A 13,370-nucleotide genomic window follows, 5' to 3' on the forward strand; every position below is an offset into this window, starting at 1 on the left:
CCTACTGTCATTTGGGGATCTTTAAGGGGTGTACTCCGCGAGGAGTGCACCCCTTATCTGTTTCAGAGTGGGCCGGCGGGGGCCGCGACGGTGGCCTGGTGCGCGTCGAGGAAGCCGGCTACCGAGGCATGCCACGGGAAGCGTTCGGCCTGGGTGCGTGCCGCGGCTCGGCGGGTGGCTTCGGGGCGGGCCAGCAAGGTCTGGACGGCTTCCGCGTAGGCGGGGCCCTCGCCGGGGGCGGCCACGCCGGCGGAGCCGATGACCTCGGGGAGGGCGCTTTCGGAGCTGACCACTACCGGCGTACCGCTGGCCAGGGTCTCCAAGGCGGCCAGGCCGAACGTCTCGATCGGGCCGGGAGCGATGGCCACGTCGACGGTGGCCAGGAGGGCGGCGAGCTCGGCGGGATCGGTGATGTGGCCCAGGAAGCGGACCGGGAGGTTGCGGTCGGCGGCCTCCGACTGGAGGGCCGAGCGGAGCGGGCCGGCGCCGGCCACCAGGAGGACCGCGGGGACGCCCGCCTTGCGCAGGTGGTGCAGGGCCTCCAGGGAACGGCGGGGCTTCTTCTCGGGTGAGAGGCGGCCGCAGTGCAGCAGCAGCACGTCGTCGGGGGCCGACCAGCGGGAGCGCAGCCCGGGATTGCGGTTGGCGGGGGTGAAGCGGTCGAGGTCCACGCCCAGCGGGACACGCGTGAGGTTGGGGACGCCCAGGCGCTCGAACTCGGCGGCCGCCCACGCCGTGGTGCAGACGATCTGGTCGTGGTCGGCGGCGGTGCGGGCGTTGAGCAGGTCGCCGAGGCGGCGGGCGGGTGCCGGGCCGAACAGGCGCAGCAGGCCGGCCAGGGACTCGTGGGAGACCATCATCGACCGGACGTCGTGGCGCCGGGCCCAGCGGCCCAGCCAGCGCAGCGTGAGGCGATCGGAGACCTCGATGCGGTCCGGGCTCAGCGACTTCAGCGTCGAGCTCAACCGTGCGCGGTCGAGCAGCAGGCGGTAGCCGCCCATGCGGGGCACCAGCGGGCCGGGCAAGGTGATCACGCGGCCCTGGTCGGTGTCCTCGTCGGAGTGGGCGGGGCCAGGGATGATCAGGACCGGGTCGTGGCCGGCGGCGCGGTAGCCGGCGCCGAGGTGGCGCAGGGCCGTGCGGAGGCCGCCGGAGCGGGGCATGACGAAGTTGGCAACCCGGACGATTCTCACTCGGTGGCTGACCTTCCCGGCTCAGTGCGTTGTTCGCGGGCGACGCCCATGGTCTCAACGGTGGTTGTGAATCAGCTGACAGAGCGGCGGTCAGGCGGCCGCCACGGCCGCCCTGCGGTGGAACAGGCCCAGCGTGCGGGCGGCGTCGTAGTGGGCCAGCAGTTCCTCGCCGACGGCGTACCAACTGCGGCCCTCGATGGCCTGGCGCGCGGCCGCACCGAAGGCGGCGCGCATCGCCGGGTCGGCGGCCAACGTCCGTACCGCGTCGGTGAAGCCCTTGGATCGGAAAGGCGGGACCAGGAAGCCCGTGCGGCCGTGGTCGACCAGATCCACCGGGCCGCCGGCGTGCGGGGCGACCACCGGCAGGCCGCTGGCCATCGCCTCCTGCACGGCCTGGCCGAACGTCTCATACGGACCGGTGTGCGCGAAGACGTCGAAGCTGGCGTAGAGCCGCGCGAGCTGTGCTCCCCGGCGTACCCCCAAGAACGTCGCGGCGGGGAGGGCCTTGCGCAGCTGCGGCGACGCCGGGCCGTCACCGACGATCACGAGGCGTACGCCGGGCAGGTGGCTCACGTCGGCGAGCAGGTCGATCTGCTTCTCGACGGCCAGGCGACCGACGAAGCCGACCACGAGCTCGCCGTTCGGGGCCAGGGCGCGGCGGATGCCGGCGCTGCGACGTGCCGGGTGGAAGAGCTCGTCGTCGACGCCGCGGCGCCAGAGGTGCACCCGTTCGACGCCGTGCGCGGTGAGGGCCGCGGCCGACTCGGTCGACGGCACCAGGGTGCGCGAGGCGAGGTTGTGGACGGTGCGGATCCAGCGCCAGGCGGCACCCTCCGTCATACCGACCTTGTAGGCGCGGGCGTAGGCGGCCACATCCGTCTGGTAGACGGCGACCGTGGGCAGCTTGAGCGTGCGGGCGGCCGCCATGCCCCAGGCCCCGAGCACGAACGGGCTGGCCAGGTGGACGACCTGCGTGCCGTGCGCGCGCATGGCCGCGGTCAACGTGGGGGTGGGCAGGCCGAGCCGGATCTGGGGATAGCCGGGCATCGGCAGGGACGGGATCCGCACCACGGGGTACGGCACGGTGACCGGCACGTCGCGGACCGCGGGCGGCGGCTGCGGGGCGATCACCAGGGGTTCGTGGCCGCGGCGCAGCAGGTGTTCGGCCGTGCGCACCACCGAGTTGGCGACCCCGTTCACGTCGGGGAGGAACGACTCCGTGACCAGAGCGACTCGCATGCAGTCACCATGAGGGCCGTCGATGTCCGGACCGTGGCCGACGTACGAACGCTGGTCAACGCCTTCATCGAAGCTTGAGGGCGCGCCAGTCGACGTACTTGAAGTCGGTGCTGACCCGGCCGCCGTCGGGCGTGTTCTCGCCGTCGTGCAGGACCAGCAGGCCGTGGGGATAGCCGGGCAGCGGCTCGGCGGTGACCGCGGCGCCGTCGGAGTGCTGCACACCGTCGGTGCGCGGGCCGTCGACCACCTGGAAGCTGGTCACCGGGCGGTTGGTGCGGCGATCGTACACATAGAACGTGCTGTCGCCCTGGCTCGAGACGACGAGGTAGCCGCTCTTCTTGCCGGTGGGGTAGATGGTGGTGCCCTCGACGTCGGCGGCGATGCGGCCGCCGAACTTGGTCTCGCCGAGCGTGCACTCCTCGGTCTCGGGGTCGTAGACGCCGGGCGCGCCGAACTGGGCGACCTTTTCGACGACGCGCGGGACGCCGGCGAACCGGTCGCGGTCGAGCGGGATGCGCCAGAGGGCCACGTCCTCCTGGGCGGCGTAGAGGACACCGGCCTCGGCGTCGACGACCATGCCCTCGACCTGCGGGTCCTCGCCCGGCTCGAGGCACGGCGACCAGGTCGAGCCGTCCGGGAGGGCGAACTGCTTGGGCAGGTCGAGCGTGTCGGTGACGCGGTAGCCGATGCGGCCGCCGCGCTGCTCCTCGAGGCGGAAGATGCCGAGCCGGGTGGTGTGGCGGCGGCTGACCACCGCGTACCGGCCGTAGGTGGCCAGACCGTACCCCGTGGCCTGGGTCTCGACCTCGGCCTGGTCGCGCGAGAAGAGCAGCGGCGCGTTGTCGGCGGTCACGTCGGTGAGGTGGCCGCTGCGCCGCTCGATGCGGTAGACGCGCAGCTGGTCGAGGCCGCGGTCGGTCACCACGGCGAGGTCGAGCTTCTGCGGGCCGAAGCCGCTGATCAGGTCGACGTTGTTGAAGCGCCCGCCGTCCGGCGGCAGGATCGACTGCACCTCGCGGCCGGCCAGGTCGTAGACCCGCAGGCCGCCGTTCTTGGCGGTGCCGATGACGCGGCTGCGCGAGCGGTCGGCGCGGTTGACCCAGATCGCGGGATCGTCGGCATCGGCGTCACCACCCGCCTCGTCGTCGAAGAGCGCGGGCGTCTCGACGATCGCGGTGATCTCACGCTTCGCGTCACCCGCCGGCTTGCCGGCCGCGTGCGCGGGTGCCGCGACGGCTGTGCTCAGCGCGACAAGAACAACGATTCCTGCGGTACGGCGCATGGCGCCGAGGTTATCTCGATCTGTCCACGCCGCGGGTGGACGGACGTTGAACTTCTCCACCCGGATCTCCATCGCCCGGTGGTCCTGTTCCACCCGGCTTCGTCCGTAGCGTCCTCGGCATGACCAAGGACATGCAGCGCAGGCCCGCTGTCCGGGCCGCGAGCTATTTGCTCACCGGGGACCAGCGGGGCAGCCGGGGGACACGGCTCGCCGCGACCGTCGTCGACCGTGTGCTGGAGAAGGAGGGTGGCAGGGTGACCGGCAAGCTCGTCGCGGCGATCGTGGTGGTGCTCGTGGTGGTGGGCCTCGCGTTCGTCGCCTACCGTCTGCTCATGGTGGAGCTGATCTTCGAGCTGGTGCGGGAACGCTCTTGACCCTGCTGCGCCGGGTCGCGGCGCTCGCCCGGGCGGACGATCCGGAGACGGGGTGGATCGTCCGGGTGGCGCTCAGCGGCCTGCTGATCTGGGCGTTGATCGGCCGGGCGACCGCGCCGCTCGTCGCGGCGCTGGTCTGCTGGTTCGTCTTCGTGGCCGCCGATCACCGGTGGCCGCGGCCGGCGCGGGTCGCGCTCGCGGTGGCCGCTCTCGTGCCGGCCGCGGTGATCGGCAGCTCGGACGACGGCACGGCACAGCTGTTCCTCTTCTCCGCGCTCTTCGTCTTTGTGATGTTGCCGAGGACGCCGTTGTGGGCAGTTCTCGGCCTCACCGCCGCCGTGCCGGCCGTGATGGTGATCGCCGGGCGGGGTCTCACGGCGGTGCTGGTGCAGGGCGCGGTGATCGCCATCGTGGTGCTGTTCAGCCTCCACCGGCGCGAGCACCGGCTGCGCACCGAGGAGCGCGCGAAGACGCATGAGGCGCAGGCCCGCGCGGCCGCCCTGGACGAGCGTGCCCGCATCGCGCGGGAACTGCACGATGTGCTCGCGCATTCGCTGGGTGCTCTCGCCGTACAGCTGGAAGTCGCGGAGGCCGAGTTGACGGAGAAGCGTGACGTGACCGCTGCCGTGACCAGGGTCCGGAGGGCGCGCAGCCTGGCACGCGACGGTCTGACGGAGGCACGGTCCGCCGTTGCGGCCCTGCGGGCCGACGTTTCCCCGCTGCCGCGGGCGCTGGCCGATCTCGCTGCGGCGCATCGGGCCGATCACGGGGTTCCGGTCTCCTTTTGTACGCGGGGAAGCGCTCGTGAGCTCGGGCCGGCCGCCGAGGTGGCGCTCGTGCGGACGGCCCGGGAGGCGCTGACGAATGCCGCCAAGCACGCTTGCGGTGTTGCTGTGGACATTTCGCTGGAGTTCTCTGGTTCTCAAGCTCGCTTGATCATCGCGAACGATTCCGACATCTCCGATCCGTCGGGCGGATACGGGTTGGTGGGAGCGCGGGAACGGCTCGCGCTCGCCGGTGGCACCTTGGAGGCCGGAGCCGCCGACGGGGTGTGGCGGGTGGTCGCGGAGGTGCCGGCATGACGGTACGGGTGGTCGTGGCCGACGATCAGCAGCTGGTCCGGGAGGGGCTTGCCGCGCTGCTCGACCTGCTCCCCGACGTGACGGTGGTGGGGCTGGCGGCCGACGGTGCGCGGGCGCTCGCCCTGGCCGCCGAGCATGAGCCCGATGTGGTGCTGATGGACCTGCGCATGCCGGTGCTCGACGGGATCGCGGCGACCGCCCAGCTCCGCGACCGGCACCCGGGCGTCGCGGTGGTGGTGCTGACCACGTATGCCGACGACGAGTCGATCGCGGGCGCCCTCGCCGCCGGCGCGCGCGGCTATCTGACCAAGGACGCCGGGCGCGCCGAGATCGGCATGGCGCTGCGGGCCGCGGTGACGGGACACGCGCTGCTCGACCCGATCGTCGCCGCCCGCGTCGCGCGGTCCTTCACGGGCGCGCCCGCCGTCCGCGCCGACCTGCCGGACGGCCTGACCCGGCGCGAGGCCGAGGTGCTCGGGCGGATCGCGCTGGGACGCACCAACGTCGAGATCGCCGCCGAGCTGCACATCGCCGAGGCCACCGTGAAGACCCACATCAACAACGCCTTCGCGAAGATCGGCGTGCGAAACCGGACCGAGGCGGCCTCCTACGCGGCGCGGCATCGACTGCCGTAGAAATTGTGGTTCTACTGACGCGGGCGCCTCGGCCGCGGTGTGGGAGGTGCTCTCCGCGGCCCTCCCCGCTCTGCTCTCCAAGCCGGCGCGCGGCCTCGCCGATCCGTTCGAGCTGACCACCCGGGTGGCCGGTGCGACAGGCGCAAAGGCGGAGATCCCGGCGCTTGCCGAGATGGCGGACCGCAAGGGAGGTTCCCGACAGCTGAAGGAGGCCCGCCGTTTGCAGTCGATGCTGATCCGGCAGTGAGGCCGGGACGCGATGGCCGGCGGGGCGTCTGCGCGTGTCGGGTGGATGGGTGCCGTGACTCCGGAGCGTGACAGCGAGCCGTCGCGGGCGGGGCGTGGGAGGCGCGCCAGTAGGGTCGGTCGGCATGAAGCTGCATGAGGACGAGGTGCGGATCCCGGCGCCCGACTGTGAGATCCGGTCCAAGGTGATCAGGCCGGTCGGTGCGGAACCGCTGCCCGGGGTGGTGCTCTACACCGACATCTTCCAGCTCACCGAGTCGACGCTGCGGACGGCCCGGCGGCTGGCCTCGGCGGGTTTCGTCGTGTGCGTCCCGGAGATCTATCCGCGCGGGGCCGTCGCCGGGGTGGCCCTGGAGTTCGACGACGCCGGCAAGCAGGCCGGGCTGGCGGCGGCCGCCGAGACCACGACGGCGCAGTTCGACTCCGACCGGCAAGCCGTCCTCGACTTCCTCGAGAACCGTGACGACGTCACCACCCTCTCGGCGGTCGGTTTCTGCCTCGGCGGGCACCTAGCCTTCCGGGCCGCCTTCGACCCGCGCGTGCTCTCCACCGTCTGCTTCTACCCGACCGGCCTGCAGAACGGTGCCCTCGGCGCCGACGACGCCGGCTCCCTGCCCCGAGCCGCCGACATCCACGGCCGCCTCATGATTGTCTTCGGCTCGCAGGACCCGCACGTGCCCGCCGACGCCCGCCTCCAGGTCATCTCGGCGCTCTACGCCGCCGGCCTCGAAGACCTGGAACTCCACGTCTACACCGGCGGCGAGCACGCCTTCATGCGCGACATCGGCGCCCGGCACGATCCGGTGCTGACGGACCTCGCCCTCTACGAGGGCATTTCCTTCCTTACGCGCCGCTGACCGCGCCGTTCACCGGCCCAAGAGGCGGCGGCCGGTGAACGGCCTCACAAGTGCGCCCCGAATGCCGACAAGTTAGTGATGCGGCCCGCGCGTCCGCTGTCGCATCGCCACTGGCACCACCATTGCCACTGCCGTCGCCATTGCCACCGTCGCTGCACTGCCGTCGCCACTGTCACTGCCGTCCCCACCGCCGTCGCCGCTCAGCCTGACTCGTCGAGGAGTTCCGCCGTGTCGAATCCGCCGCAGCAGCCCTGGCAGGAACCTCCGGCCGAGCCTTGGTCCGGTCAGCCGCAGCCCGGTCAGCCGCAGCCCGGCCAGGCTCCGCCGGGCGACGCCGGCATGCCTCAGCACTCGGCTGGGAGCGCTGATCAACAGGCCTACTATCAGCAGCCGCCGGCCGATGCGCTCTATCAGCAGCCGCCGGACGCCACTTGGCAGGCGCCGCCGGCGACGGGAGGCTGGCAGCCATCGGATCCCAACGCCCAGTGGCAGCAGCCGGTGGGCTCCCCGGGGCCGGCGTCGGAGGGGCAGTGGCAGCCGTCGGCTTCTTCGGGGCCGGCGTCGGAAGGGCAGTGGCAGCCCTTGGGTTCACAAGGGCCGGGGTCGGAGGGGCAGTGGCAGCAGCCGGCGGGCTCGCCAGGACAGGGGTCCGAGGGGCAGTGGCAGCAGCCGCCGGCCGGGTCGCAGCCGGGGAGTGGGCCGCAGCAGCAAGGGGGCGGTGGGTGGCAGCAGCCGGCGGCGGGTGGTTCTCCGTATCCCGGCGGTCCTTATCCGCCTGGGGCCTACTACCAGCAGGCTCAAGGGTTTGGGCACTATCCGGGTGGTGGGCCGGCGGTGGCTCAGCCTTCTCGGCCGTTGATTGTCGGGTGGGTTGCTCTGGCTGCGGGGCTGGTGGCTGTCCTGGGGTCGTTCCTGCCGTGGGCGAAGATCAGCGCTCCGATTCTCGGGTCGATCAGCGCCTCTGGGACCGACGGGTCGGACGGCTGGATCACTCTGGTGCTTGGGCTGGTCCTGGCGGCCGGGGCAGGGCTGCGGATCCGGGGGCCGCGGTTGCCCGCTGTGGCCACGATCGCGACCAACGTTGCGGCGATCGCCAGTGCGCTGGCTTTGCTGATCATCGGTCTTTGGAAGATCGTTGATCTGCGGTCTACCGAGAAGGACATGCGGGAGACGCTCTCTTCGAGCCCGGACGATCCGTTCGGCATCGGCAAGACCTTCAGCGACGCCGTGCAGGTCGACGTCGGTGCCGGCCTCGTGCTGATCACCGTTGCCGGTCTGGCCGGCAGCGTCGCGATGGTTCTCATGCTGCTACGCCGCAAGTCCTGACCGCGGCCGGCCGACACGCCAACGCGCGACACGGTCACGGCCATCAGGAGCGGATCGCTGTGCGGCGCCTGGCCCGGGCGTGGTCCGGTGTCGAGGGGTGGCTCTGTAGCGCCGGGGCCGGGGCCGCGGGCGTGGCGGGCGGCTCTGTAGCGCCGGGGCCGGGGCCGCGGGCGTGGCGGGTGGCTCTGTAGCGCCGGGGCCGCGGGCGTGGCGGGCGGGGCGTCGTGTGGTGCGGGCGCGGATTGCTGCACTCGGTGGCCCGGATCTGCAAGCGAGGAGAAGGCGGCGCGCGTGCGGGCTTCCGGCGTGGTTGTTCAGCCGCGCCAGGTGTGGATTGCCTTCTCGGCCTCCTGGACGAAGGTGTCGACCAGCTTGGGGTCGCTGCTGCTTCGTTCGTACTCGTCGTCGAAGAGGATCGTGACCACCGTGCCGAAGCGCATGACGACGATGCGGTTGGTCTGCTCGCCGCCGGTGGGGTTGCCGGGCAGGTCGAGCTGGGGCTGGACCAGGTCGATGGTGAGGGCTTCGTCGGCGGCGCCGGAGAGCTGCTTCGTGCGTACCGTAATGGTGTTCTCGTTGCTCTTGTACGTCTTGCAGTCCGCCAAGCCGTCGCGGGCCCGCTGCATGAAGGCATGCGCCTCGTCGCCGTCGTATGACCGGATGGTCTGGTAGAGCAGGCCGTGCGGCACGGAGCCGGCGGGGGCGTCCGGCTGCTGGTAGGTGTTCATCATGGCCGCGCTCGCCACCACGCCGGCGCCGGCTGCCAGTTCGCCGTCGCACAGGCGGGGCACAGCCGCGGAGCCGTCTGCCTTCTTGTGATCGCGCCGCATGGTCTCGGGCAGCTGCAGGAACGCGGTCGCGGGGATCGTTCGTGGGGCGAAGGACGAGGGGGCGGCCGAGGTCTCGACGGCCGGGGCGTCGCTCGCCTGACTCGACGGGGCGGACGGTGAGGTGGTGGTCGAGCCGCATCCGCCGATGGCGACGGCAGTCGTGGCGGCGAGCATCGTGAGCAGGGGGCGGCGCAGCGTCGGCGATCGGTCGAGCACGCGGGACTCCTCCGCTCGGTCAGCACGGGACTTCGCCGACCAGTTCCCGGCACATGCCTCCAGGAAACGGGCGGCCGCGGTGCGGGTGATCCAGGTGAGCCGGCCGAAGTCGCCGTGGAACGGGCGCCGAAGGGCGCCGTCGGAGTCAGCGGACCGTGGGGCGCGGAGGGATGGCGCCGCTGCCGCCCATGAGGCGGCGGCGTTCGCGGAAGGCTCGAAGGTTGGCCGTGTTGCCGCAGGTGCTGACGTCGTGCCAGACGCCGCTGTTGTTGCGGGACGTGTCGAAGAAGGCGGCGCGGCACTCGGCGTTGTTGCACAGCTTGAGCCGCGGCCACAGGCCGGCCTGTTGGGCGAGCAGCGCCTCGGCCCACAGCGCCGACGCGAGCCAGCGCACGCCGCGGCCGGTGGGGACGATGCGGACCCAGCCGTCGGCGTCGGGCACCAGGCTCACCGGTACGTCCGCCGGCGGGAGCGCTCCCGCCGGCTCGCGCGAACCGCCCGCGAGGATCACGTTTTCAAAAGTGGAGCGGAGCCGGCGCAGCGAGCGCAGGTCGGACGACGAGATGAGCAGCGTCGGCGCGGGCAGCCCGGAAGCCCGGGACCACGTGGCCAGCGCCTCGGTCAGCCATCGCTGGGCGTCGTCGGCGTCGAGCAGCAGATCCACTCCATATGTCATGGGCGCGCGCGTGTTGAGCAGCTCCTGAAGAAGAGCCAAACCGGCGGGGGCCTCCCGGACACCGTGCCGGGCGCTGGCCATCCATGACATAGCCGAAGGGTACTTGATTCTTTTTCACGACAGCGTCCGGCGAGACGCGGACCCCCTTGCGGGGACCGCGTTTTCATTGCCAGGGGTGGTCCACTTGTGACGATTCGGCACACTGCGGGGTGACATTGGTCGATACCCACGCAAGCACGTGATGCCACGTAGGACAATCGCCGCGATCACGACAGTGCCCTTCCTCGGCAGGGGCACTTCCGACAAGTCCGAAAATACAGAGCGCCTGGACACTAACCGTCGATGCGGGTGATGTTGCGGATCTTGTTGGACGCGTCGAGGGCGGCGACCTTGTACGCCTCGGAGAGCGTCGGATAGTTGAAGACCGCGTCGACCAGGTAGTCGACAGTGCCGCCGCAGCCCATGACGGCCTGGCCTATGTGCACGATCTCGGTGGCGCCGGTGCCGAAGACGTGCACGCCGAGCAGCTTGCCGGTGTCCGGTGCCACGAGCAGCTTCAGCATGCCGTACGAGTCGCCGACGATCTGACCCCGGGCCAGCTCGCGGTAGCGGGCTATGCCGACCTCGAACGGGGTGGAACTGTCGGTGAGCTGCTCCTCGGTGGCGCCCACGAAGCTGATCTCGGGGATCGTGTAGATGCCGATCGGCTGGAGCTCGTGCATCTCGCGCGCCGGCTCGCCGCAGGCGTGGTGGGCGGCGAGGCGGCCCTGCTCCATCGAGGTCGAGGCGAGCGCCGGGAAGCCGATCACGTCGCCGACGGCATAGATGCTCTCGACCGCCGTACGGTAGTTGCCGTCGACCTCGATGCGGCCGCGGCGGTCGGCGCTCAGGCCCGCCGCCTCCAGCGCCAGGTCGTCGGTCTGGCCCTGGCGGCCCGCCGAGTACATGACCGTGTCCGCGGCGATCTTCTTGCCGCTCTTGAGGACGCAGAGGGCGGCCGTCTGGTGGCGCTCGACCGCGGCGACCTCTTCACCGAAGCGAAACGTCACGCTCAGGTCCCGCAGGTGGTACTTGAGCGACTCGACGATCTCCTCGTCGCAGAAGTCGAGCATCTTCTCGCGGCGCTCGACCACGGTGACCTTGGTGCCCAGGGCGGCGAAGAGCGACGCGTACTCCATGCCGATGACGCCGGCACCGACCACGACCATGCTGCGCGGCACCGCCTGGAGGTTGATCACGCCGTCCGAGTCGACGATCGTCCGGTCGTCGAAGTCGACGCTGTCCGGGCGCGCGGGCCGGGTGCCGGCCGCGATGATGATCTTTTCGGCGCTCACCTTGCTCTCGCGGCCGCTGCCGCCGTCGACCCAGATCGCGTGCGCGTCGGCGAACCGGCCCACACCCGTGATCATGGTGACGTGGTTGCGGGCGAGCTGGTTGCGGATGACGTCGGTCTGCCGGCTGATCACGTGCTGGGTGCGCGCGGCCAGATCGCTCACCGTGATCTCGTCCTTGACGCGGTAGCTGCTGCCGTACAGGTCGCGCTGGCTGAGGCCGGTCAGGTAGAGCACGGCCTCACGCAGGGTCTTGGACGGCACGGTGCCGGTGTTGATGCAGACCCCGCCGATCATGTCGCGGCGGTCGACGATGCCGACGCGGCGGCCCAGCTTGGAGGCGGCGATGGCGGCCTTCTGCCCGCTGGGCCCGGAGCCCAGCACCAACAGGTCGTAGTCGTACACACGCCTAGCGTCGCAGTGCCGGGGGTCCCGGTCTACGCCGTCACGAGATTTTCCCTGCTGTTCTCCTGGACGGGGGCATAGGCCGGGGGCCACGCCGTGCCGTACAGCTCGGCGCAGATGACCACGCTCATCCAGGGCACCCACGGCCCGCTCAGCACGAGCGGCTCCTCGCACCCGATGATCTCGAGCGCCACCGACCAGACCGCGTCGCCGGGCCGGATGGCGGTGATCGCCCAGAGCGGGATCTCGCGAGCGCCGAGCAGAAGCCGCAGGTTGGTGACGACGGCGACGCCGCGCTCGTCGTTGTTGATGGTGACGGGCAGCCAGCCGTACTGCTTCTCGGCGGCGCGCAGCTCGATGGTCGGCCTCACCGCCGCGGGTCGCCCGCCCCGGCCGACCAGGGCGGTCAGCATCGTCATGGAGCGGAACCCCGCGGCCAGTTGACCGGCGTCGTACTCGTTCACGTCACCGATACTGGCCCACGGGGCACGCCGCGACCAGCGGCCGTTCGCGGGCAATGCGGCGCCCGTACCGGCTAATCCTTCCGTGTCTTCGCCCTCGTCACGGCCCTTTCGACGAGCTCGACGGTCGCCCGCGGGTCGTCCACCTGCACCACCAGGCGCGCGTACGACTCGTCGGCGAGCTCGATGACCACGGCCTTGGCCGGGTCGCGCACGTCCCAGAAGACGCGCTCGCCCTCACGGCGGAACGACCCCGCCACCACCACCCCCGGCATGTGCGTGCCGGCGGTGCGAACGCCCTTCGGCTCCCCGACGATGCCGGGGTCGTTGGTGGCCCCGCGCACGTTGTGCAGCGGGATCGTGAGGCTGCTCTTGAGCGCCCACAGCTTGTCCAGCCCCTCGACCCGCACCACCAGGTCGTCGCCCTCGATCTCAACCGTTGCCACGTTCCACCCCCGCCAATGCCCTGATCTTCGAACCCAAAGCCACGGTCGTGGCCTCCTCACTGCCGGCGGCCCGGTCGAGCAGCCGGATGCCGCGCGCCACCTCGGCCGCCACCTCGTCGTCGACGGCGGCCCGCTCGGCCGCGGCCAGCAACAGGAACCGCAGATCCGGCGCCTCGCCGGCCAGCTCCCCGTCGACGTAGTGGCGAAGCGCGGCGAGATAGAGCCCGCGCTTGCTCCCGAACGACTTGTAGAGGCTGCCGCGGTGCACGCCGGTCTGCCCCACGAGATCGTCCACGGACGTGCCGTCATAGCTGCGCCGAGCGAACAGCTCGACGGCGGCGGCGATCGCCGCCTCCTCGTCGAAACCCTTGGGCCGTCCCATGTTGCGAGGCTAACTCTTTTAAGAACGATCAGTCAAGAACGATCGTTCTTAAAAGAGGGCCCTCGATCCGGCCGCCACCGGGAAAGCCGCATGCTCGCCGCGCGATCGCTCCGGTAGCCTTATGGATCAGCGGGCCGCTAGCTCAATGGCAGAGCTGAGGACTTTTAATCCTTAGGTTCGGGGTTCGAGTCCCCGGCGGCCCACGAGCGGTAGGTGGAGTCTGCTCGCGGAAAGCGCGAGCCGGGACCACTCGTCATGTCTGCTCCGGGGGCCGAGCCCCCGGACGCCCCGCGTTGCGTTGGTTGCGCTGCGGGCGTTGGTTGCGCTGCGGGCGTTGGTTGCGCTGCGGGCGTTGGTTGCGCTGCGGGCGTTGGTTGCGCTGCGGGCGT

General features: G+C 71.3%; 15 protein-coding genes and 1 tRNA gene. 7 read left to right on the forward strand and 9 right to left on the reverse strand.

What is annotated here, in order from left to right; genetic code table 11:
* Nucleotides 1-62 precede the first annotated feature (62 nt).
* The 3 genes from Ade02nite_RS31745 to Ade02nite_RS31755 form a co-directional block, all read right to left on the reverse strand.
* The gene (locus tag Ade02nite_RS31745) at nt 63-1,193 is read right to left on the reverse strand and encodes a glycosyltransferase (protein WP_203771934.1); all 1,131 of its coding nucleotides are present in this window, start codon (nt 1,191-1,193) and stop codon (nt 63-65) included.
* A gap of 90 nt (nt 1,194-1,283) precedes the next feature.
* Nucleotides 1,284-2,432: a glycosyltransferase family 4 protein gene (locus tag Ade02nite_RS31750; protein ID WP_203771936.1), complete on the reverse strand. Its 1,149-nt coding sequence runs from the start codon at nt 2,430-2,432 to the stop codon at nt 1,284-1,286.
* A gap of 64 nt (nt 2,433-2,496) precedes the next feature.
* Nucleotides 2,497-3,714 (reverse strand): phytase, encoded by a 1,218-nt coding sequence (locus Ade02nite_RS31755; RefSeq protein ID WP_203771937.1) that lies wholly within the window; start codon nt 3,712-3,714, stop codon nt 2,497-2,499.
* Between the two features lie 119 nt (nt 3,715-3,833).
* On the opposite strand from Ade02nite_RS31755, the gene Ade02nite_RS31760 reads away from it, so the two are divergent.
* The 6 genes from Ade02nite_RS31760 to Ade02nite_RS31785 all read left to right on the forward strand — a co-directional run bounded on the left by Ade02nite_RS31760 (nt 3,834) and on the right by Ade02nite_RS31785 (nt 8,234).
* Complete coding sequence (locus Ade02nite_RS31760) at nt 3,834-4,088, forward strand: hypothetical protein (RefSeq protein WP_203771939.1); 255 nt, start codon at nt 3,834-3,836, stop codon at nt 4,086-4,088.
* Entirely contained in the window at nt 4,085-5,170 is a 1,086-nt protein-coding gene (locus Ade02nite_RS31765; RefSeq protein WP_203771941.1) for a sensor histidine kinase, read from the forward strand. The genes Ade02nite_RS31760 and Ade02nite_RS31765 overlap by 4 nt, the downstream gene beginning before the upstream one ends.
* Nucleotides 5,167-5,805, forward strand: coding sequence for a response regulator transcription factor (locus tag Ade02nite_RS31770; RefSeq protein ID WP_203771943.1), 639 nt, complete (start codon nt 5,167-5,169; stop codon nt 5,803-5,805). Before Ade02nite_RS31765 ends, Ade02nite_RS31770 begins: the two co-directional genes overlap by 4 nt.
* 46 nt (nt 5,806-5,851) lie before the next feature.
* Nucleotides 5,852-6,052: a hypothetical protein gene (locus Ade02nite_RS31775; protein WP_203771946.1), complete on the forward strand. Its 201-nt coding sequence runs from the start codon at nt 5,852-5,854 to the stop codon at nt 6,050-6,052.
* A 124-nt stretch (nt 6,053-6,176) separates the two neighbouring features.
* Nucleotides 6,177-6,908: a dienelactone hydrolase family protein gene (locus Ade02nite_RS31780; protein WP_203771948.1), complete on the forward strand. Its 732-nt coding sequence runs from the start codon at nt 6,177-6,179 to the stop codon at nt 6,906-6,908.
* An 834-nt stretch (nt 6,909-7,742) separates the two neighbouring features.
* The gene (locus Ade02nite_RS31785; protein WP_203771950.1) at nt 7,743-8,234 is read left to right on the forward strand and encodes a hypothetical protein; all 492 of its coding nucleotides are present in this window, start codon (nt 7,743-7,745) and stop codon (nt 8,232-8,234) included.
* A gap of 314 nt (nt 8,235-8,548) precedes the next feature.
* Here Ade02nite_RS31785 and Ade02nite_RS31790 read toward each other — a convergent pair whose 3' ends face one another.
* The 6 genes from Ade02nite_RS31790 to Ade02nite_RS31815 form a co-directional block, all read right to left on the reverse strand.
* Nucleotides 8,549-9,280 carry a hypothetical protein gene (locus Ade02nite_RS31790; RefSeq protein WP_203771952.1) on the reverse strand — a complete coding sequence of 244 codons (732 nt, stop codon included), beginning with the start codon at nt 9,278-9,280 and terminating at the stop codon, nt 8,549-8,551.
* A 145-nt stretch (nt 9,281-9,425) separates the two neighbouring features.
* On the reverse strand, nt 9,426-10,046 hold the full coding sequence (locus Ade02nite_RS31795) for a CGNR zinc finger domain-containing protein (protein WP_239169211.1): 621 nt from the start codon (nt 10,044-10,046) through the stop codon (nt 9,426-9,428).
* 242 nt (nt 10,047-10,288) lie between these two features.
* Nucleotides 10,289-11,692, reverse strand: a complete 1,404-nt coding sequence (gene sthA, locus Ade02nite_RS31800; RefSeq protein WP_203771954.1) for a Si-specific NAD(P)(+) transhydrogenase — start codon at nt 11,690-11,692, stop codon at nt 10,289-10,291.
* Nucleotides 11,693-11,724: 32 nt separating this feature from the next.
* Nucleotides 11,725-12,156, reverse strand: coding sequence for a hypothetical protein (locus tag Ade02nite_RS31805; protein WP_203771956.1), 432 nt, complete (start codon nt 12,154-12,156; stop codon nt 11,725-11,727).
* 71 nt (nt 12,157-12,227) lie between these two features.
* Nucleotides 12,228-12,599: a hypothetical protein gene (locus tag Ade02nite_RS31810; protein ID WP_203771958.1), complete on the reverse strand. Its 372-nt coding sequence runs from the start codon at nt 12,597-12,599 to the stop codon at nt 12,228-12,230.
* Nucleotides 12,586-12,981 (reverse strand): TetR/AcrR family transcriptional regulator, encoded by a 396-nt coding sequence (locus Ade02nite_RS31815; protein ID WP_203771959.1) that lies wholly within the window; start codon nt 12,979-12,981, stop codon nt 12,586-12,588. Before Ade02nite_RS31815 ends, Ade02nite_RS31810 begins: the two co-directional genes overlap by 14 nt.
* Nucleotides 12,982-13,112: 131 nt before the next feature.
* On the opposite strand from Ade02nite_RS31815, the gene Ade02nite_RS31820 reads away from it, so the two are divergent.
* Nucleotides 13,113-13,184: transfer RNA gene (locus tag Ade02nite_RS31820), tRNA-Lys, on the forward strand.
* Nucleotides 13,185-13,370 lie beyond the last annotated feature (186 nt).

Origin of the sequence: Paractinoplanes deccanensis, from assembly GCF_016862115.1 — a bacterium.
In the GTDB taxonomy this organism is placed as follows: Bacteria; Actinomycetota; Actinomycetes; order Mycobacteriales; family Micromonosporaceae; genus Actinoplanes; species Actinoplanes deccanensis.